Origin of the sequence: Sphingomonas crocodyli (assembly GCF_004005865.1) — a bacterium.
Lineage (GTDB): Bacteria > Pseudomonadota > Alphaproteobacteria > Sphingomonadales > Sphingomonadaceae > Rhizorhabdus > Rhizorhabdus crocodyli.
In genome coordinates, this window is the sequence record NZ_SACN01000001.1 from 478,583 (window position 1) to 495,687 (window position 17,105).

A 17,105-nucleotide genomic window follows, 5' to 3' on the forward strand; every position below is an offset into this window, starting at 1 on the left:
GTTTTAATCCAGCTCACGCTGGATGGCGGCACCGGCCCGCTCCCCCACCCGACCTCCCATAAGATACTGCCGCTGGGAGGTCGGGTGGGGGAGCGGGCCGGTGCCGCCGCTGGTTCGGCTTTGCCGATCCAGCAACAACGCCCTATGGGCAGGCGCGATGATCGTCACCCGCTTCGCCCCCTCGCCGACCGGCCGGCTTCACGTCGGCAATATCCGCGCCGCGCTCCACAACTGGCTGTGGGCGCGCCAGCAGGGTGGACGCTTCCTGCTGCGCCTCGACGATACCGATGCCGAGCGATCGACCGAGGCCTTCGCGCAGAGCATCCGCGACGATCTGGTCTGGCTCGGCCTCGTGCCCGATGGCGAGGAACGCCAGTCGGATCGGTTCGCGCTCTATCAGGCGCGGTTCGAGGAATTGCGCGCGGCGGGGCGGGTCTATCCTTGCTACGAAACCGCGCAGGAACTCGAATTGCGGCGCAAGGTGCTGGCTGGGCGCGGGCTGCCGCCGGTCTATGATCGCGCCGCTTTGTCGCTGGCGCCCGATCAGATTGCGGCGTTCGAGGCGGAGGGACGGACCCCGCACTGGCGCTTCCTGCTCGATCATGATGCGCCGATCGCGTGGGACGATCTGATCCGCGGTCGGCAGAAGCTCGATCCGAAATTGCTGTCCGATCCGGTGATCCGCCGCGCCGATGGTAGCTGGCTCTACATGCTCCCGTCGGCGATCGACGATATCGACATGGGCGTGACGCATGTCGTGCGCGGCGAGGATCATGTCACCAACACCGGGCTGCAGCTTCAGATGTTCGCGGCGCTGGGGGCGACCCCGCCGGCCTTCGCGCATGAGGCGCTGCTGACGGGCAGCGAGGGCAAATTGTCCAAGCGCCTCGGCGCCACCGACAGCGACGCCTTCCGCAGCGAAGGCATCGAGCCGATCGCCATCCTCGCTCTGCTCGCGCGGCTGGGGACCAGCCTGCCGGTCGAACCGGTGACAGACCTCGCGCCGCTGATCGAGAGCTTCGACTTCGCCCGTTTCGGCCGTGCGCCCGCGCGGTTCGACGAGGAGGAACTGAAGACGCTCAACGCGCGCATCGTCCACATGCTCGATTTCGATGCGGTCGCATCGCGTCTGCCGGCCGGGATCGATCGTGCGGGCTGGGAAGCGATCCGGCCGAACCTGTCGAGCATTGCCGAAGCGGCCGAATGGTGGTCGGTGGTCGAAGGGCCGATCGCGCGGGCGGAGCTGGGCGACGAGGATCGCGCCTATCTGGCCACGGCCGCGCGGGTGGCGGGCGAGATCGACTGGGCCGATGCGCCGTGGAAGGCGCTCACCGCCGCGCTGGGCGCCGAGACCGGGCGGAAGGGCAAGAGCCTGTTCCTGCCGCTCCGCCTTGCGCTGACGGGTCGCGAACATGGTCCCGACATGAACGCGCTGCTGCCGTTGATAGGCCGCGAGCGCGCGGTCGAGCGGCTCGGCTCTTAACCGAAGTCGGTAGGCCGCGGGGTCGGGGTCGCGACGGTCTCGATCATCCGCTCGATCGATCCTTCGACCAGCAGTTCGATCCCCTCGTCGCTCGCAAAGCCGCCATAGACCAGGCAACGCGCGCGCAATACGCGGCAGAAGGCGTCCCACGTCTTGGGGTCGGGCGGGGTCGGATTGGCCCAGAATTCGTCGAGCGGGCCGTCGAAGGTGATGCCGGGAATGTTGTACACGGCTTCGCCCAGCGCCACCGTCGGGATGCCGTTGGCGAGCGAAAGCGTGCCCGTCGTGCTGTTGACCGTCACCACGCCGATCGCATTGTTGACGACGTCGTTGATGTCGCCGCCGCGTGCGAGCACGATCCGGTCGTCAATATCGAGCCGCGCGGCCTCATGCCTCACGAAGCGCGCCCAGCTCGACAGGCCGTTGTCGAGCGGATGCTCCTTGATCAGCAGCAAAGTGTCCTTGGGCGCGAACCGCGCAAAACTTTCGATCACGTAGCGCGCGCCGGCCTCCATCGAGGCGAAGGGTGAATGGACGCGGATCTGATAGTCGGAGGTCAGCTGCAGCGGCAGCGCGAAATAGCGCTTGCCGGCGACCGATGCGATCGCCGCTTCGGCGCGGTCTTCGTGGACGCTGCGCAGCGCGAACTGCTTGAGCCAGCCCGCCGCCTCGGCGACGACCCAGCGATCGCGGTGCGACTTGTAATGCGGGAAGCGCAGCCGCCCGACATAGGTCTGGAAATAATAAAGCGTCGCCTCATGCGCGCGGCGGCGGAAGGTGGCGGGAACCGGCGCTTCTTCGCCCAGCGGAGGAAGGCGGCGCGCTTCGCGCAGGAACCATTTGGGATCGCGCGGTAGTGGCGAATGGCCGTTCACGCCGTCGCGTTCCAGCGTCACCCAATGCGGGCGGATATAGCCTTCCTCGAACACATGGACGCGCACGTCGCGACGCTGGGCGAGGCCGCGCGCGGCCTGATGCAGCGGGCGGCAATCGCCGAACAGGACCAGATCGGTGATCGCATGTTCGGCCAGGAAATTGTCGACGAAGCGCGGCCAGCGATCAGGATCGCCGCGATAGTCCACCGCCTTTTCGGGCCATGACGCGCGATCGCCGCCGTTCAGATTGATGCGGTGGACCCGGTGGCCGAGGCCGCGCAGCGATTTGGCGAGGCGGTAGAAGAAGGGACCGGGCGGCCCCTGCAGAAACAGGAAGCGCTGTTGCGGAGCAAGGCCGTGCTTCATGCGCGGCTTCCCTTCGTCGCGCGCTGCGGCCAGCCGCGCGAAAGCGCGCGCCGCGCGCGGCCCTGCAAGCGGCGCAGGCGCGTCAGCGGGGTTTCGATCGGCACCGGCTGTGCGGCGAGGCGATCGACCAGCAGCTCGGGCGAGCAGGGCAGCTTGGTCACGGGATCGAGATAACGAGGGTATTGGATCAACGTCGCGGCCACCAGTTGCATCAATGACAAGGTGCGACCCTCGCGCCGTTCAATGCGGGGGCCGAGGTCGCGCGTCAACCCCCAACCCGCATAGAATGGCTGGCCGTGGGTCACGACCTCGCATCCGCGCATCAATGCCTCAAAACCGGTCAGAGATGTGAGCACATGTACACGGTCGACATGATCGAGCAGCGCCGCCATCGGCATCTCCCGCACCACCATGTCGGCATGAACGAGGATCTCGGCATCCGGGATCCGTCCGCGCCGATGGCCGGCATCGACATCGGGATGCGGCTTGAAGATCAGGAAGGCGTCGGGCTCGGCCGCGCGGGCGCGGCGCAGTAGCTCCAGATTGCTGTCGATCCCTGCCCCGCCCAGCCGCACCGACAGATCATCCTCGACCTGGCCGGTGACGAGGACGAGTGGCTTGGATGTCACCGGCCGCTCGAATCCGCTGCGGCCGCTGGCATATTTGCTGAGGCCCGCATCGACGATGGTGCGCGTCAGTTGTTCGGCGCGGCTGAGCAGCACCGGATCGGTCGTCGGCTCGGCGAGCAACAGTTCGAGTTCGCTGGGCGTGCGCGGATCGAAATGCATGCCGCGCCGATCGAGGATGATCGAATGCGGGGGATGGCAATCGCTACCCAGGCCCGAGGACCGCAGGAATCCGTCCTCAACGGGGATCAGCTGGACGCCGGCGGCTTCGGCGGCGGGGTTCAGGCCGGCGGGCGCCTTGGTCGGCCACACCGCGATCGCGCCGCGATAGGCGCTGGCGGTCCGCACTGCCATGCTGGCGGTCCGTTCGAAGGCGAGGCCCGACGTGCCGGGCCACAACATGCCTTCGACCTCGCGCCGCTTCCACCCGGCAATGCCGGTCGCGACCGCGAGCCCGCGGTTGCGATCGATCAGGCTGCGCCAGAAACCGAGCAGCTCGATCGTCGCCTCGATCGCAACGGGACGGTTGGAAAAGGGATCGCGATAATCGACGCCCGTCACCAGATGATCGTGGACCAGCCGCTCGATCGGATCGGGCAGGCCGTCATTCGCATAGTCGGCGAAGCAGCCGGGGCCGCTCCATTCGACGGCGCGCCCGCGCATCCACGCGATCAGGCCGGTTTCGTCGTCGCCCGCCGCGCGGACCGGCGCGGGATCGTCCGTGACGAACCACGGATCGTCGGTCGCGCCCCAGAAGCCGCCGCCGACGCGCGCCGCGACGATCGCGTCGATCACCAAACGGGCGCGGTCGCGTTCCGGCCCGTCCAGGTCACGGCTGCGGCTGAACGGCTTCGGCGTGCTGACGCGCGCGACCTCGGCCGTTGCCTGCGGGAAGGGCGGCGAACGCAAGAATGCGTGTCTGCGGTCGGGCGCCGACATAGTGCGGTGAATAGACGTCAAGCGAGACGGATCAAAGCCCGATCAGAACGGGACGTCGTCGTCCAGATCGCTTTCGAACGGATCGGACTGGCGCTGCGGCTTGGCGCCGCCACTGCCGCCACCCCGGTTGCCGCCGCCGAAGCTGCTGCCACCGCCGCCGCCGAAATTGGTGCCGCCGGCATAGCCGCCATCATCGTCACCCCAGCCACCACCGGAGGACTGGCCGCCGCCATAGCCGCCACCCATCGATCCGCCGCCCTGGCCGCCACCTTCGGCGCGATCGAGCAGCACCATCACCGCGTTGAAGCCCTGAAGGACGACTTCGGTCGAATAACGCTCCTGGCCCTGCTGGTCGGTCCACTTGCGGGTCTGCAGCTGGCCTTCGAGATAGACCTTGCTGCCCTTGCGCAGATAACGCTCGGCGACATTGGCGAGGTTTTCGTTGAAGATCGCGACCGAATGCCATTCGGTCTTGTCGCGGCGCTCGCCGCTGTTGCGATCCTTCCACTGCTCGGAGGTGGCGACGCGCAGGTTCACCACCTTGCCGCCATTCTGGAAGCTGCGCGATTCGGGATCGCGGCCCAGATTGCCGACCAGGATCACCTTATTGACGCTGCCTGCCACTCTAATCTCCTAAAGGCCCAAAGCTGTAGCGGCCCAGTATGTAGCGCCTGCGGCGACGTATGCCAGCGCGAAGAGATAAGCGAGCATGAAGCTGGTCCATTTCCAGCCGTTCGTTTCGCGTTTTACGACCGCGATCGTCGAGATGCACTGGGGCGCGAACACGAACCAGACGAGGAAGGCGAGCGCGGTCGGCAGCGGCCATCGTCCGCGCAGCCGATCGACGAGCGAGCGTTCTTGCGCCTCCTCATCGCTATCGGTGATCGCATAGACGGTGGCGAGCGCCGACACGGCGACTTCGCGTGCGGCCATTGCCGGGATCAGCGCCAGCACGATGTCGCGATCGAAGCCGATCGGGCGGACGATCGGCGTGATGCCGTTGGCGATCCGCCCCGCGATCGAATAATCGATGGCGGGCAGATCATAATCGGCGGGCGGCTTGGGATAGGAGACGAGCAGCCACAGGACGACGGTGGTGGCGGCGATGATCGTGCCCGCGCGCTTCAGGAATATCAGCGCGCGGGTCCACAGGCCCAGCGCGATGTCGCGCACCGCTGGCGCCTGATATTTCGGCATTTCCATCATGAAGCCGGGCGGCGGACCCTTAGTGACGGTGCGGCGCAGGGCATAGGCGGCCAACATCGCGCCCAGAACGCCCGCAATGTAGAGACCGAACAGCACCAGCCCCTGCAGGCCGATGCCCGGCCCCACGTCGCGCTCCGGAATGAAGGCGGCGATCACGACGGCATAAACGGGAAGCCGCGCCGAACAGGTCATCAGCGGCGCGATCAGGATCGTGGTCAACCGGTCCTTGGGATCGTCGATCGTGCGCGTCGCCATGATGCCGGGGATCGCGCAGGCGAAGCTGGAAAGGAGCGGGATGAAGGCGCGACCCGACAGGCCGACGCGCGCCATCAGATGATCCATGATGAAGGCGGCGCGGACCATATATCCGGTCGCCTCCAGCAGCAGGATGAAGAAGAACAGGATCAGGATCGGTGGCAGGAAGACGACGACCGCGCCGACGCCCGCGATCAGCCCTTCGACGATAAGCGATCGCAGGAAGCCCTCGGGCATCGCATCGCCGACGAACTCGCCCAGCGCGGAAATACCCGCATCGATCATGTCGGCGGGCACGCTCGCCCAGCTGAACACCGCCTGGAAGATCACGAACAGGATCGTCGCGAGCAGGATCGGCCCGATGATCGGGTGGAGCGCGACCGCGTCGGCGCGATGCGTCCAGCGGCGGCGGAAACTTTCCTCGGTGGTCGCGGCGACCGCGATGGCGCGCGCGCGGCGCTGCAGGCCGACGATATCCTCATGCAGCACGGCGGTATCGCCGCCCGCAATGCGCGGCCCGGTGGTCGCCAGCTCGCCGACCGCGATCTTGAGCTGGTCGATCCCGCGCTTGCGCACCGCGACGGTCGGGATCACCGGCACGCCGAGTTCGGCCGAAAGCTTCGCCGTATCGATCTTCAGGCCATCGCGTTCGGCCATGTCGATCATGTTGAGCGCGACGACGGTCGGCAGGCCCAGCGCGATCAACTGCAGTGCGAAGCGCAGATGGTTGTCGAGGTTGCTCGCGTCCATGACGACGACGAGTGCGGAGGGCAGCCGCTCGCCCTCCTGCTTGCCCAGCAGCACGTCGTGGGTGACGGCTTCGTCGGGGCTGGACGGTTCGAGGCTGTAGGTACCGGGCAGATCGAGCAATTCGACCGGGCGGCCATCTTCCAGCGAGAAGCGGCCCGATTTCCGCTCGACCGTGACGCCGGGATAATTGCCGACCTTCTGGCGGGCGCCGGTCAGCGCGTTGAACAGGGCGCTCTTGCCGGCATTGGGGTTGCCGACGAGCGCGATCAGGGGCGTGTGGTTCATGATTTCGACGCCGGCTCCACGAGGATCGCGGCGGCCTGCGCGCTGCGCAGGGCGATCGTCATGCGGCCGATCCGGCAGGCGATCGGATCGCGCCCGAACGGTCCTTTGTGGAGCTTTTCCACCGTCACGCCCTCATCGACGCCCAGTTCGCGCAGGCGGCGCCCGTCCTTTTCGGACAGCAGCGACCAGTCGATCGATCGGATCGCGCCTTTGTCACTGATGGGAAGCTGGTCGAGGGTAACGGGAGCATCGGACGTCATGCTGCGAACCATTATCAACAGCTGACTGGCCGCGCCAGCAAATCCTATTCCGCGAGCCGATATCGCAAGCGACCCAGGAAGCGCGCGACGCTGAAATGCCGATCGGGATCGGGCTTCAATTGCGCCTTCAGCTTCTCGAACTGCATCACATTGTCGATGCGGCGATCAAGGAAGGCATAGGTGTCGGCAAAGCCTTCGCTGTCGTCGTCCATCCACGCCATCATCGTCGTGGCGTAGAGCGTCGAGAGCGTCGTGCGCTTGGTGTACCAGGCGAAGTCGGCGCTGCTATCGCCCGCCACGCGCCACATCGCATCGGCGGCGCGCCAGCCAAGGCTAGCGGCGCGCTTCGCATTGTTGGGCTTGGCAAGGATCTGGAGCGCGCGGCGCAGCGCGTCGGGATGTGCCGATCCTTGCGCGATCCGGAAGCCCACAAGCGCGCGGATGCGTTCGCGGATCTTCATCGTCGCGATCCGATCGGCGGGATATTCGGCGGCCATCGCGCGATCGATCGCGGCGAACCAGGCGTCGATCATCTCGATCGCGCCGCCGGGAAAGCACAGGCCCGCGCGATCGGCAGGCACGCCGAGTTCGGCGGCGGCGGCCGTCAGCGCGGCCTCGCTCCACCCGTCGAACACCGCATGGGCGGGCAATTTTTCGGCCAGCGCCTCGCGCAGTTCGTCGAGGGTCATGTCGATGGGTGCGATCATGTTTCTATCTTTAGACTGGCTGGGCCGGCTTGGCCACGGCCGGCCGTTCGCCTCGGCGCACGAGGATCAAAGCGATACAGATCGCCGCGCCCCCGATCCAGTCGAACATCGCCAATTTCTCGCCATAGAATTCCCAGCCGAGCGCGGTCGACACGATCGGCTGGATCAGCAGGCCCAGCGCGATGATCAGCGGGGGCAGATGGCCGATCGCGTAGATCAGAAGCCCTTGCCCGATCACCTGGCTGCCGATCGCGAGTGCCAGCACCGGCCACCATGCATCGGGCATCAGCTTGCCCTCCATCGCCAGCGCCGCGAACAGCATCGGCACCGCGCCGGCCAGGGTGGAGACGAACAAGGCGGGCATCGGCTGCAATATGCCCCGCGCCTTGCCCATTGCGATCAGATAGCCGGTATAGCTGAGCCCCGCGAAGATGCAGAACAGATCGCCCACCAGATATTCGCGCGACAGTTCGTAGGAGCGGCCGAGCAGCAGCCCGACCCCGCCAAAGGCCAGCGCCATCGCAATCCCCTGCATCCGCGACGGCAAGGCACGCGCGACGATCATGCCGTAGATCGCGAAGGTGAAGGTGGTGATGTTGCCGAACAGGGTGGCGTTGGCCAGCCGCGTCTGCAGGATGCCGACATGCCAGCTGCCCAGATCGGCCGCGAAGAACAGCCCGCCCGTCAGCAGCATCAGCACCATGCCGCGCCCCATGCGCGGGATCGGCTGGCGCATCACGCGGGTCAGCACGAACAGGACGGGGATGGCGAGGCCGAGCCGCCAGAAGGCCGACGTCACCGGCCCGATATCCGAATAAGCGGCGGCCAGGCGCACGCTTACGGGGCCGAACGCCAGGCACACATTGCTGAGCACCATCGCCGCGAAGGCGCGCGCGACCACAGCCGATCTATCGGCGGGATCAGCTATTCTTGCTTCCTTGCCCCCGTGCATCGGGCCGACATCATCCTAACTTGCGTCGCAGCATGAATGGAGAATTGCCCCGTGCCCACGCTGTTCGATCCGATCAAACTCGGCGCCATCGAAGCGCCCAACCGTATCTTCATGGCCCCTCTTACGCGCGCCCGCTCGACGCGCAATCATGTTCCGACCCCGGTGATGGCGGACTATTATCGCCAGCGCGCTTCGGCCGGGCTGATCATATCCGAAGCGACCGGGATCAGCCGGCAGGGCATGGGCTGGCCAAATGCGCCGGGCCTGTGGACCGATGAGCAGATCGCGGCGTGGAAGCCGATCGTGAAGGCGGTCCACGACGCGGGCGGGCGGATCGTGTCGCAGCTCTGGCATATGGGCCGGATGGTCCATCCCAATTTCCTGGACGGCGAACTGCCAGTCGCGGCCTCGGCGATCGCGGCGCCCGACAAGGCGCATACCTATGAGGGGCGTTTCGATTTCGTGGCACCCCGCCCGCTGGAGATCGACGAGATTCCCGGCATCATCGCCGATTATGTGCAGGCGGCGAAGAATGCGATCGCGATCGGGTTTGACGGGGTCCAGATCCACGGCGCGAACGGCTATCTGATCGACAGCTTCCTGCGCGATTCGGCGAACACGCGCACCGACGACTATGGCGGATCGATCGAGAACCGCATCCGCCTGATGCGTGAAGTGACGCAGGCGGTGGCCGATGCTGTCGGCAAGGAACGGACCGGCATTCGCCTGTCGCCTAACGGTAATTCGCAGGGCACCGACGACAGCAATCCGCATCCTTTGTTCGAAGCGGCAGCGGCCGCACTGTCCGATATCGGCATCGCCTTCCTCGAACTGCGCGAGCCCGGTCCCGACGGCACCTTCGGCAAGCCGAGCAGCGCGCCGGTCCACCCCGTGATCCGCAAGGCGTTCAAGGGGCCTTTGATCCTCAATTCGGATTTTACGGCAGACAGCGCACAGGCGGCGCTCGATCGCGGCGATGCCGATGCGATCGCTTTCGGCCGGCCATTCATCACCAGTCCTGATTGGCCGGCGCGCATTTCGCGCGGTCTGCCCATGATTCCGTCCGGACCGGCGCAATGGTATGGCGAAGGCGCGGCCGGCTATTCGGATTGGCCGACAGTCGACGCGGCCTGATTAAATCCTCCCCGGAACGGGGAGGGGGACCATCCGCAGGATGGTGGAGGGGGCAAGAGGCTGGCGCAGCGCCTGCGGCCAGCCCCCTCCGTCGCCTTCGGCGCCACCTCCCCGTATCGGGGAGGATTGAGCGTTACGCCCCGAACCGCTCGCGCAGCTGGAGCATGGTGAGGGCGGCCTTGGCGGCCTCGCCGCCCTTGTCCTTCTCGGTCATACGGGCGCGGGCGAGGGCCTGCGCTTCGTTTTCGACCGTCAGGATGCCGTTGCCGATCGCGATGCCGTCCATCGTCAGCGCCATCAGGCCGCGCGCGCTCTCGTTCGAGACGACTTCGAAATGATAGGTCTCGCCGCGGATCACGACGCCCAAAGCGACGAAGCCGTCATAGCGCCCGCTCTCGGCCGCCATCGCGATCGCGCCGGGCACCTCGAGCGCGCCGGGGACGGTGATCGTCTCATGCTTGTGCCCGTCCTCCTCGATCGCGGCGCGCGCGCCTTCGATCAGCAGGTCGTTCAAATGGTCGTAGAAACGCGCCTCGACGATCAGGATCTTGGCCATCAGTTCACTCCGTCGAGCTTGGGGATCGGGCGTTCGCCGACGATCGACAGGCCGTAGCCGTCGAGCGCGACGAGGCTGTGGTGCGTGTTGGTCAGCAGGATCATGTCCTGCACGCCCAGTTCGGTCAGAATCTGCGCGCCCACGCCATAATCGCGGATCACGTCCTGCGCCGGCGGCGTATCGTCACCGCCCTTGCTGTGGGACTGGACCGCGCGGGTCAGCCAGCTTTCGTCGGGCGAGTTGACGACGACGATCACGCCGCTGCCATGTTCGGCGATCGCCTGCATCGATCGTTCGATCAGCGCGCCGCGCGAACCCGTCTCACCGAACAGATCATAGAGCGAGCCGGAGAAGTGCATGCGCACCAAAGTCGGCTCATCGGGATCGATCCGGCCCTTGACCAGGGCGACCTGCTCGCTGCCGGTCGCCTTGTTGTAATAGGTGATGGCGTTCCATTCGCCGCCCCAGCGGCTGGTGAACTTGCCCTCGGCGCGCTTCTCGACAAGGTGGTCGTGCTGGCGGCGATAGGCGATCAGATCGCGGATCGTGCCGATCTTCAGCCCGTGGGTCTGCGCGAACTCGATCAGGTCGGGCATGCGCGCCATCGTGCCGTCGTCCTTCATGATCTCGCAGATCACGCCCGACGGGTTGAGCCCGGCGAGACGCGAGACGTCGCATGCCGCCTCGGTATGGCCGGTGCGGACCAGCACGCCGCCATCGCGCGCGATCAGCGGGAAGACGTGGCCCGGCGTCACGATATGCTCCGGCCCCTTCGACGCATCGATCGCGACGGCGACGGTGCGCGCGCGATCGGCGGCGGAAATGCCGGTGGTCACGCCATCGCGCGCCTCGATCGAAACGGTGAAGGCGGTTTCGTGGCGGGTGCCGTTGTTGCGGCTCATCAGATCGAGGCCGAGCTGTTCGACGCGATCCTTGGTCAGCGTCAGGCAGATCAGGCCGCGGCCGTGCTTGGCCATGAAGTTGATCGCATCCGGGGTCGCCATCTGCGCGGGGATGACCAGATCGCCCTCATTCTCGCGATCCTCGTCGTCGACCAGGATGAACATGCGCCCGTTGCGCGCTTCGTTGATGATGTCCTCGATCGGGGTCAGGCCCGGTCGCGACAGATAGGCTTCGAGCTTCTTGAGCGTGTCCGCCGTCGGGTTCCAATCGGGCTCGTCGAGCGAGCGCAGCGAATTGGGGTGGAGGCCGGCCGCGCGGGCAAGCCCGGAGCGGGAGACATTGCCGTCCGAGACGGCGGCGCGGATGCGCTCGATCAGGGTGGTGCTCATGGTGGGGAGGCGATTACACCCGCAATGTGATCGCCTCAAGAGTTAAATCACACTCGAATGTGATTTCTCAATTGCTCCATCCGGCCAAGGTAACGCGCGAGGATGTCGATCTCGAGATTCACCTGCCCGCCGACCGTCGCGCCGCCCAGAGTCGTGACGCTGGCGGTGTGCGGGATGATGTTGAGGCCGATCAGCGTGGTGCCGTCCGCCTGATCGGTCACGCTGTTGACCGTCAGCGAGATGCCGTCGATCGCGACCGATCCCTTGGCCGCCAGATAGCCGGCAAGGTCGGCGGGCACGGAAATCTCGAAGCGGTGCGAATCGCCTTCCTCGCCGATTGCGGCGATCGTGCCGATTCCGTCGACATGGCCGGTGACGATGTGGCCGCCCAGTTCGTCGCCGACACGCAGCGATCGTTCGAGGTTCAGGCGGGTGCCCGCGGTCCAGCGATTCGCCGCGGTGCGCGATACGCTTTCGCCGCTGACGTCGACCGCGAACCAGCCAGGCCCTTTTTCGACCACGGTCATGCACGCGCCCGAACAGGCGATCGATGCGCCGATGTCGATCGATGCGGTGTCGTAGATCGTCTCGATCCGCACGTGCAGGTCGCCGCGCTGCTCGACCGCGGCGATCGTGCCGACATCGGTGATGATTCCGGTGAACATGGCCTTAGCTCCGCCGCCTCTCGTAGATTTCCAGCCGGTCGCCGCCCAGCGCGCGCATGTCAACCATCTGCCAGCGGCCATGCGCCTGCAAAAGATCGGTCAGGCCGATATCGCCCAGCGTCCGCGCCGCCCCGATCAGGATCGGCGCGCGATAGACAGCCAGGCGATCGATCAGATCGGCGGACAGGAAGGCGGCGGCGGCACCCGCGCCGCCCTCGACCATCAGATGATCGCCGGGCAGCGATGCGATGTCGTTCGGCGATGCGATGTGGAGCCAGCCTTCGGGTAATCCCTCGGCGTGCGCGCTCAGCAAAACGGGGCGGGGGCTGCGCGCCTCCAGTCCGGCGACGCGGACGTCGAGCTTCGGCGCATCGGCGGCAAGCGTGCCGCGCCCGACGAGGATCAGTTCGTGGCGCGCGCGTTCGACATGGGCGTGGGCGCGCGCGGCCGGGCCGGTGATCCAGCGGCTGCGCCCATCGTCCATCGCGAGGCCGCCGTCGATCGACAGGCCCATCTTCAGCGTCACCTGCGGCCGCCCGGTTGCGAGGCGCGTCAGGAAACCCGCCATCGATGCGCGGCATGCCGCCGCCTCGACGCCTTCGGTCACGGCGATCCCGGCGGCGCGCAGCCGTTCGGCGCCCTGGCCGTTGGTGCGCGGATCGGGATCGCCCGCGCCGATCACGACGCGCTCCGGGCGCGCCACCGCGAGCAGATCGGAACAGGCGGGGCCGCGCTCCGACACATGCGCGCAGGGCTCGAGCGTTGCATAGACGGTCGACCCGGCAATATCGCCGCCGGCATCGGCGATCGCCGCCGCCTCGGCATGGGGGCGGCCGCCGGGCTGGGTCCAGCCGCGCCCGATCACGCGGCCGTCGCGCACGATGATGCAACCGACATTGGGATTGGGCGCGGTCAGCCCGCGCGTGCGCCCGGCCAGCGCGATCGCGGCCGCCATCCAGCGCGAATCATCAGCCGGCTTGCTCAATTCTTGGTGTCGATGCCGAGCCGGTCGGCCAGCCGCTGATATTGCTTGCGCCGTTCCTCGCGCTTGGCGTCGAGGATCTTCTGGTCGGCGATATTCTGCTTCTCGATCTCGGCGTCGGTGCGGTCGGGCTTGTAGAGCTGGACGTAGATCATCCGCTTTTGCGGCTTGGCGAGCAGCGAGTCATGATAGAAGCCGGCGATGATGATGCACGGCATGATGATCGCCAGAATGCCGAACAGCAGCTTGTGCCGCTGATCGCCTTTCAGGAACGCCTTGAAGTCGGCCAGGAGTGCGCTCGGGCGCGAAGGACGGGGGATCGCCATAGGTCGCCCAAGATAGGGCGATCCCCCGCCGCGCGCTAGACCGGCTTATTCGACCAGCTTGAAACGCACCGTCAGCGTCCGCCAGCTTTCGGTCGCGACGCCATCCCGCGTGGCGGCGCGGAACCGCCAGTAACGCAGCGCCTGCCGTTCGGTCGCCGCGAAGAAGGCGGGATCGGTCGCGTTGACCTGCACCACCTGCCGCACGCGCCCGTCGGTGCCGATCAGGATGCGGACCGTTGCGAAGCCTTCGGTCCCCGCACGCGCCATCGCGGCGGGATAATCGGGCTGGAAGCGGCCGGCGGCGGCCGGATCCATCCGCGCCTCGACGAAGACGGGTTCGGCGATCACGGTCTGGGTGGGGATCACCACGTCGGTCACGCCGCTCGACGGCGGATCGATCGGCTTGGCCAGGATGTCGGTCTGCGACAGGCGGGGCAGTTCGACGATCGTCGGGGTCGTCGCGCGGGGCGTCTCGGCCTCCTTGCGCGCGGGCGGCGGGTTTTCGGGCGGAATCGTCTCGGGGGGAACGGTGTAGGTGCCGGTGTCGATGAAGACCGGCGGACGAATGACCTCGGTCTTTACCAGTGCCAGCGCGAGGATGGCGGCGGCGTGCCCGGCGATGACGATCGCAAGGCCGGTCTTGCTGCCTTTGGTACGGGTGTCGAGAAAGCCTTCACTGTGCATGACCATCTCCTTCTCCTGGCGGCCGCATGTCTCCGCGGTTCGCCGAAGAAAATGATACAGCGTCACCTATCCTATAGCGCGCCAAAATCTTTCGCCGTAACGATTGGCGGCCTTTGCCATATCAGTGGCGTAATTTCCCAAATCTTGGGGATGATGCGGCGCCGCTATCGAGAGAATATCGGAAAATTCCCAGCAAAACCGGCTTAGACGAAAGTTGGCACGGCTGATGCAATCCCTTCGGCATCGGCCGCCGCGGCGACCGGCAGATGAAGGAGACAGACGATGACCCGCACCAACGAGATGAGCGATACGAAGCGCATCCTGATCGCGCTGGGCGGCGGCCTGCTGTTCAGCCTCGCCTGCCTGACCGCCGCGATCGGCCCGGCCAACGCCACCGCTTCGGCGCCCGCCGCCGCCAGCCGCGTGGCCCTGCTCTAACTCCACCCGCGAAGGGGAATTGCCATGAACGCTTCCAACCGTTTCCGCCTCAACAAGACCGACGGCAAGATCATGGGCGTCTGCGCCGGCCTCGCCGACTTCACCGGCGTCGACGCGACGTGGATCCGTATCGCGACCGTGCTGCTCACGCTGTGCGGCGTCGGCTCGACGATCCTGCTTTATCTGCTCGTGGGTCTGATCGCCCCCGCCATCCGCTACTGAAGCGTGGCGTCATCGTCGTCGTTGCGACGGAAGAAGCCGAGGAACTGGGTTAGCAGCTCGGCCCTTTCGTCCAGCGATACCGACTCCAGCAACGCCTGCTTGGCGGCGGGATCGAAGGGGGCGATCTGCGCGATCGCGTTCACGAGGGTTTCGTCGTCGAGCCGGCTTACCGACGTCCAGTCGATCGCATAGCCCCGCGCATCGGCGAAGCGCCGCGCCTCCTGCTCCACGGCCGCGCGCACGATGCTCGGCAGCGGCTCGGGCTCCTCGGCGTCAGCAAAGCCGCTGATATCGCCCTCGACCTGTCGGAAGGGCGTGGTGACGTCCAGTTCGCGCAGGATGCGGAAGCGGCTGATCCCCTCCAGGATGATGTCGAACCGCCCGTCGTCGTGGCTCTTCACCTCGCGGATATGCCCGATGCAGCCGACGTCGAACAGGCGCGGCGGTTCGGCCTCGTCGCGCGGCTGGATCATCGCGATCCGCCGGTCGCGGGCCAGCGCGTCAGACACCATCGCGCGATAGCGCGGCTCGAAAATGTGGAGCGGTAACAAGCTGCGCGGAAAGAGCAGCGCCCCCGTCAGCGGAAAGATCGACAGCCTTTGCCCCGTCCGCGTCGCCATCGCCCCGCTCCTCGGCCTCAGGTGAACAGGATCGCCGAGAGGCGCCGGCGCTGATCGCGGACCCACGGATCCTCAAGGCCGACGACTTCGAGCAACTTGAGCAGCCGCTGCCGCGCCGCATCCTCGTTCCACGTCCGATCGCGCGCGATGATTTCGAGCAGCTGATCGGCCGCGCCGTCGCGGTCGTTCGCGGCCATCAGGCCGCCCGCCAGTTCGTAGCGCGCTTCATGATCGTCGGGATTGGCCGCGATGCGCGCGCGCAGCGGATCGAGGTCGTCGACCGGGGTCGCCTCCCGCGCCAGCGCGATCGCCGATTGGGCGCGCGCGATTGCAGCATCCTTGGCGATGTCGGCCGGCAGATCGGCGAGCAGCGCGTCGGCGGCATCGATCTGCCCCGCGGCCACCAGCGCGCGCGCATGGCCCGACAGCACCTGCGGATTGTCGGGCGCCATCTCGGCGATCTGGCTGAACACCGAAAGCGCACGTTCGACGTCGCCGGCCTCCAGCACCTCCTCGCCCATCGCGATCAGCGGGGCGATATCCTGCGCCAGCTGCCCGGCCGTGCTTTCGACGGGCAACTGCCGCAAAATCTGGTCGAGCATCTGGGTCAGCTGCCCCTCGGTGCGCGCATTGGTCAGATCGGCGACCAGCTGCCCCTGGAACATCGCATAGACGGTGGGGATCGATTGGACGCGGAACTGCGCCGCGATCATTTTCTGCTCGTCGACGTTGATCTTCGCCAGGATCACGCCCTTGTCGGCATAATCGGCGGCGACCTTTTCGAGCACCGGGGTCAGCTGTTTGCACGGCCCGCACCATTCGGCCCAGAAATCGACGATCACGAGCGAGGTCATGGAAGGTTCGACGATATCGCGCTTGAACGCCTCGATCGCCTCCTTGTCCGCCGCGCTCATACCCAGGGTCGCCACCTGCTCGTCTCCCGATCGTTCATCGCACTGAATGTGGGGCGCATATCCGCCATGCCAAGGGCGGTTGCAACCTTGCGCATTTTTCCTGCCGAATCAGCTTGCGCACCTCAAACACCCACGCTAAACGCCGCGCCTCACACAGCGGGTTCGCCCGCTGGTCAGCGCCAGAGCGGGCGTAGCTCAGGGGTAGAGCACAACCTTGCCAAGGTTGGGGTCGAGGGTTCGAATCCCTTCGCCCGCTCCAGCGATCCACTATGGGATCGCTCTTTCCGATCAGGTTTAGGATAGGTGCGATCGCACCGGCGGCCGGGGTTCAGCCTTTGCCGTCGCGGCCCATATCCTCGCCCTTGTGGTCGCCGAAGCCGGAAGCGCGCATCTCCGAATCGTCGTCCGCCTCACGCGCTGTGGCGCGGGCGGGATCGACGGGATCGTCCGTCTGCGGTGTTGCTCCCCCTTTCGCCGCCGCGCCTGGGCGACCACCGGCATTGGCGAGGCGATCGGCGTCGGCCTTCGCGATTTCACCGGTCACGACATGTCCGTCTTCCATCACAGC

General features: G+C 66.7%; 20 protein-coding genes and 1 tRNA gene. 5 read left to right on the forward strand and 16 right to left on the reverse strand.

Annotated elements, in window-relative coordinates:
• Positions 1-157 precede the first annotated feature (157 nt).
• On the forward strand, positions 158-1,483 hold the full coding sequence (gene gltX, locus EOD43_RS02410; RefSeq protein ID WP_127740748.1) for a glutamate--tRNA ligase: 1,326 nt from the start codon (positions 158-160) through the stop codon (positions 1,481-1,483).
• Here gltX and EOD43_RS02415 read toward each other — a convergent pair.
• The 7 genes from EOD43_RS02415 to EOD43_RS02445 all read right to left on the reverse strand — a co-directional run bounded on the left by EOD43_RS02415 (position 1,480) and on the right by EOD43_RS02445 (position 8,653).
• On the reverse strand, positions 1,480-2,724 hold the full coding sequence (locus EOD43_RS02415; RefSeq protein WP_127740750.1) for a capsule biosynthesis protein: 1,245 nt from the start codon (positions 2,722-2,724) through the stop codon (positions 1,480-1,482). The two genes, gltX and EOD43_RS02415, sit on opposite strands and share 4 nt — an antisense overlap.
• Positions 2,721-4,259 carry a capsular polysaccharide export protein, LipB/KpsS family gene (locus EOD43_RS02420; RefSeq protein ID WP_240653050.1) on the reverse strand — a complete coding sequence of 513 codons (1,539 nt, stop codon included), beginning with the start codon at positions 4,257-4,259 and terminating at the stop codon, positions 2,721-2,723. Before EOD43_RS02420 ends, EOD43_RS02415 begins: the two co-directional genes overlap by 4 nt.
• A gap of 72 nt (positions 4,260-4,331) precedes the next feature.
• Positions 4,332-4,913 (reverse strand): single-stranded DNA-binding protein, encoded by a 582-nt coding sequence (gene ssb / locus EOD43_RS02425; protein WP_127740754.1) that lies wholly within the window; start codon positions 4,911-4,913, stop codon positions 4,332-4,334.
• 9 nt (positions 4,914-4,922) lie between these two features.
• Positions 4,923-6,785, reverse strand: a complete 1,863-nt coding sequence (gene feoB / locus EOD43_RS02430; RefSeq protein ID WP_127740756.1) for a ferrous iron transporter B — start codon at positions 6,783-6,785, stop codon at positions 4,923-4,925.
• On the reverse strand, positions 6,782-7,045 hold the full coding sequence (locus EOD43_RS02435) for a FeoA family protein (protein ID WP_127740758.1): 264 nt from the start codon (positions 7,043-7,045) through the stop codon (positions 6,782-6,784). Before EOD43_RS02435 ends, feoB begins: the two co-directional genes overlap by 4 nt.
• Before the next feature lie 44 nt (positions 7,046-7,089).
• A complete protein-coding gene (locus EOD43_RS02440; protein WP_127740760.1) occupies positions 7,090-7,752 on the reverse strand; it encodes a COQ9 family protein in 663 nt (220 codons plus the stop codon).
• A gap of 10 nt (positions 7,753-7,762) precedes the next feature.
• Positions 7,763-8,653, reverse strand: coding sequence for a DMT family transporter (locus EOD43_RS02445; RefSeq protein ID WP_240653051.1), 891 nt, complete (start codon positions 8,651-8,653; stop codon positions 7,763-7,765).
• Positions 8,654-8,755: 102 nt separating this feature from the next.
• Between EOD43_RS02445 and EOD43_RS02450 the strand changes: the two genes are divergently transcribed.
• A complete protein-coding gene (locus tag EOD43_RS02450; RefSeq protein ID WP_127740764.1) occupies positions 8,756-9,838 on the forward strand; it encodes an alkene reductase in 1,083 nt (360 codons plus the stop codon).
• A gap of 133 nt (positions 9,839-9,971) precedes the next feature.
• Here the strand turns inward: EOD43_RS02450 and ribH are convergent, their stop codons facing one another.
• Genes ribH through EOD43_RS02480 form a run of 6 tightly spaced genes read right to left on the reverse strand, consistent with a single transcriptional unit; the run spans position 9,972 to position 14,343 of the window.
• A complete protein-coding gene (ribH, locus tag EOD43_RS02455; protein WP_127740766.1) occupies positions 9,972-10,394 on the reverse strand; it encodes a 6,7-dimethyl-8-ribityllumazine synthase in 423 nt (140 codons plus the stop codon).
• Complete coding sequence (gene ribB / locus EOD43_RS02460) at positions 10,394-11,686, reverse strand: 3,4-dihydroxy-2-butanone-4-phosphate synthase (RefSeq protein ID WP_127740768.1); 1,293 nt, start codon at positions 11,684-11,686, stop codon at positions 10,394-10,396. The genes ribH and ribB overlap by 1 nt, the downstream gene beginning before the upstream one ends.
• A gap of 47 nt (positions 11,687-11,733) precedes the next feature.
• On the reverse strand, positions 11,734-12,351 hold the full coding sequence (locus tag EOD43_RS02465) for a riboflavin synthase (RefSeq protein WP_127740770.1): 618 nt from the start codon (positions 12,349-12,351) through the stop codon (positions 11,734-11,736).
• Positions 12,352-12,355: 4 nt separating this feature from the next.
• Entirely contained in the window at positions 12,356-13,336 is a 981-nt protein-coding gene (ribD, locus tag EOD43_RS02470) for a bifunctional diaminohydroxyphosphoribosylaminopyrimidine deaminase/5-amino-6-(5-phosphoribosylamino)uracil reductase RibD (protein ID WP_276318183.1), read from the reverse strand.
• Positions 13,333-13,659, reverse strand: coding sequence for a hypothetical protein (locus EOD43_RS02475; protein ID WP_127740774.1), 327 nt, complete (start codon positions 13,657-13,659; stop codon positions 13,333-13,335). The genes ribD and EOD43_RS02475 overlap by 4 nt, the downstream gene beginning before the upstream one ends.
• A gap of 45 nt (positions 13,660-13,704) precedes the next feature.
• Positions 13,705-14,343, reverse strand: coding sequence for an energy transducer TonB (locus EOD43_RS02480; protein WP_127740776.1), 639 nt, complete (start codon positions 14,341-14,343; stop codon positions 13,705-13,707).
• A 282-nt stretch (positions 14,344-14,625) separates the two neighbouring features.
• On the opposite strand from EOD43_RS02480, the gene EOD43_RS23500 reads away from it, so the two are divergent.
• Both EOD43_RS23500 and EOD43_RS02485 read left to right on the forward strand, forming a co-directional pair.
• Positions 14,626-14,781, forward strand: coding sequence for a hypothetical protein (locus EOD43_RS23500; RefSeq protein ID WP_164857059.1), 156 nt, complete (start codon positions 14,626-14,628; stop codon positions 14,779-14,781).
• A 24-nt stretch (positions 14,782-14,805) separates the two neighbouring features.
• Positions 14,806-15,003 (forward strand): PspC domain-containing protein, encoded by a 198-nt coding sequence (locus EOD43_RS02485; RefSeq protein ID WP_127740778.1) that lies wholly within the window; start codon positions 14,806-14,808, stop codon positions 15,001-15,003.
• Here EOD43_RS02485 and EOD43_RS02490 read toward each other — a convergent pair.
• Together EOD43_RS02490 and EOD43_RS02495 are read right to left on the reverse strand one after the other, a co-directional pair.
• Positions 14,997-15,623 (reverse strand): LON peptidase substrate-binding domain-containing protein, encoded by a 627-nt coding sequence (locus EOD43_RS02490; RefSeq protein WP_127740780.1) that lies wholly within the window; start codon positions 15,621-15,623, stop codon positions 14,997-14,999. The two genes, EOD43_RS02485 and EOD43_RS02490, sit on opposite strands and share 7 nt — an antisense overlap.
• A 17-nt stretch (positions 15,624-15,640) precedes the next feature.
• Positions 15,641-16,537: a tetratricopeptide repeat protein gene (locus EOD43_RS02495; protein WP_127744585.1), complete on the reverse strand. Its 897-nt coding sequence runs from the start codon at positions 16,535-16,537 to the stop codon at positions 15,641-15,643.
• Between the two features lie 184 nt (positions 16,538-16,721).
• On the opposite strand from EOD43_RS02495, the gene EOD43_RS02500 reads away from it, so the two are divergent.
• Positions 16,722-16,796 (forward strand) — tRNA-Gly (locus tag EOD43_RS02500).
• A gap of 69 nt (positions 16,797-16,865) precedes the next feature.
• Here EOD43_RS02500 and EOD43_RS02505 read toward each other — a convergent pair.
• On the reverse strand, positions 16,866-17,099 hold the full coding sequence (locus EOD43_RS02505) for a hypothetical protein (protein ID WP_127740782.1): 234 nt from the start codon (positions 17,097-17,099) through the stop codon (positions 16,866-16,868).
• Positions 17,100-17,105 lie beyond the last annotated feature (6 nt).

What these genes read in the sequence shown, in the direction of transcription:
- gltX (WP_127740748.1), top strand. Translation starts at nt 158, where the DNA reads ATGATCGTCACCCGCTTCGCCCCCTCGCCGACCGGCCGGCTTCACGTC.
- EOD43_RS02415 (WP_127740750.1), bottom strand. Translation starts at nt 2,724, where the DNA reads ATGAAGCACGGCCTTGCTCCGCAACAGCGCTTCCTGTTTCTGCAGGGG.
- feoB (WP_127740756.1), bottom strand. Translation starts at nt 6,785, where the DNA reads ATGAACCACACGCCCCTGATCGCGCTCGTCGGCAACCCCAATGCCGGC.
- EOD43_RS02435 (WP_127740758.1), bottom strand. Translation starts at nt 7,045, where the DNA reads ATGACGTCCGATGCTCCCGTTACCCTCGACCAGCTTCCCATCAGTGAC.
- EOD43_RS02440 (WP_127740760.1), bottom strand. Translation starts at nt 7,752, where the DNA reads ATGATCGCACCCATCGACATGACCCTCGACGAACTGCGCGAGGCGCTG.
- ribH (WP_127740766.1), bottom strand. Translation starts at nt 10,394, where the DNA reads ATGGCCAAGATCCTGATCGTCGAGGCGCGTTTCTACGACCATTTGAAC.
- ribB (WP_127740768.1), bottom strand. Translation starts at nt 11,686, where the DNA reads ATGAGCACCACCCTGATCGAGCGCATCCGCGCCGCCGTCTCGGACGGC.
- EOD43_RS02465 (WP_127740770.1), bottom strand. Translation starts at nt 12,351, where the DNA reads ATGTTCACCGGAATCATCACCGATGTCGGCACGATCGCCGCGGTCGAG.
- EOD43_RS02475 (WP_127740774.1), bottom strand. Translation starts at nt 13,659, where the DNA reads ATGGCGATCCCCCGTCCTTCGCGCCCGAGCGCACTCCTGGCCGACTTC.
- EOD43_RS02480 (WP_127740776.1), bottom strand. Translation starts at nt 14,343, where the DNA reads ATGCACAGTGAAGGCTTTCTCGACACCCGTACCAAAGGCAGCAAGACC.
- EOD43_RS23500 (WP_164857059.1), top strand. Translation starts at nt 14,626, where the DNA reads ATGACCCGCACCAACGAGATGAGCGATACGAAGCGCATCCTGATCGCG.
- EOD43_RS02485 (WP_127740778.1), top strand. Translation starts at nt 14,806, where the DNA reads ATGAACGCTTCCAACCGTTTCCGCCTCAACAAGACCGACGGCAAGATC.
- EOD43_RS02490 (WP_127740780.1), bottom strand. Translation starts at nt 15,623, where the DNA reads ATGGCGACGCGGACGGGGCAAAGGCTGTCGATCTTTCCGCTGACGGGG.
- EOD43_RS02495 (WP_127744585.1), bottom strand. Translation starts at nt 16,537, where the DNA reads ATGAGCGCGGCGGACAAGGAGGCGATCGAGGCGTTCAAGCGCGATATC.
- EOD43_RS02505 (WP_127740782.1), bottom strand. Translation starts at nt 17,099, where the DNA reads ATGGAAGACGGACATGTCGTGACCGGTGAAATCGCGAAGGCCGACGCC.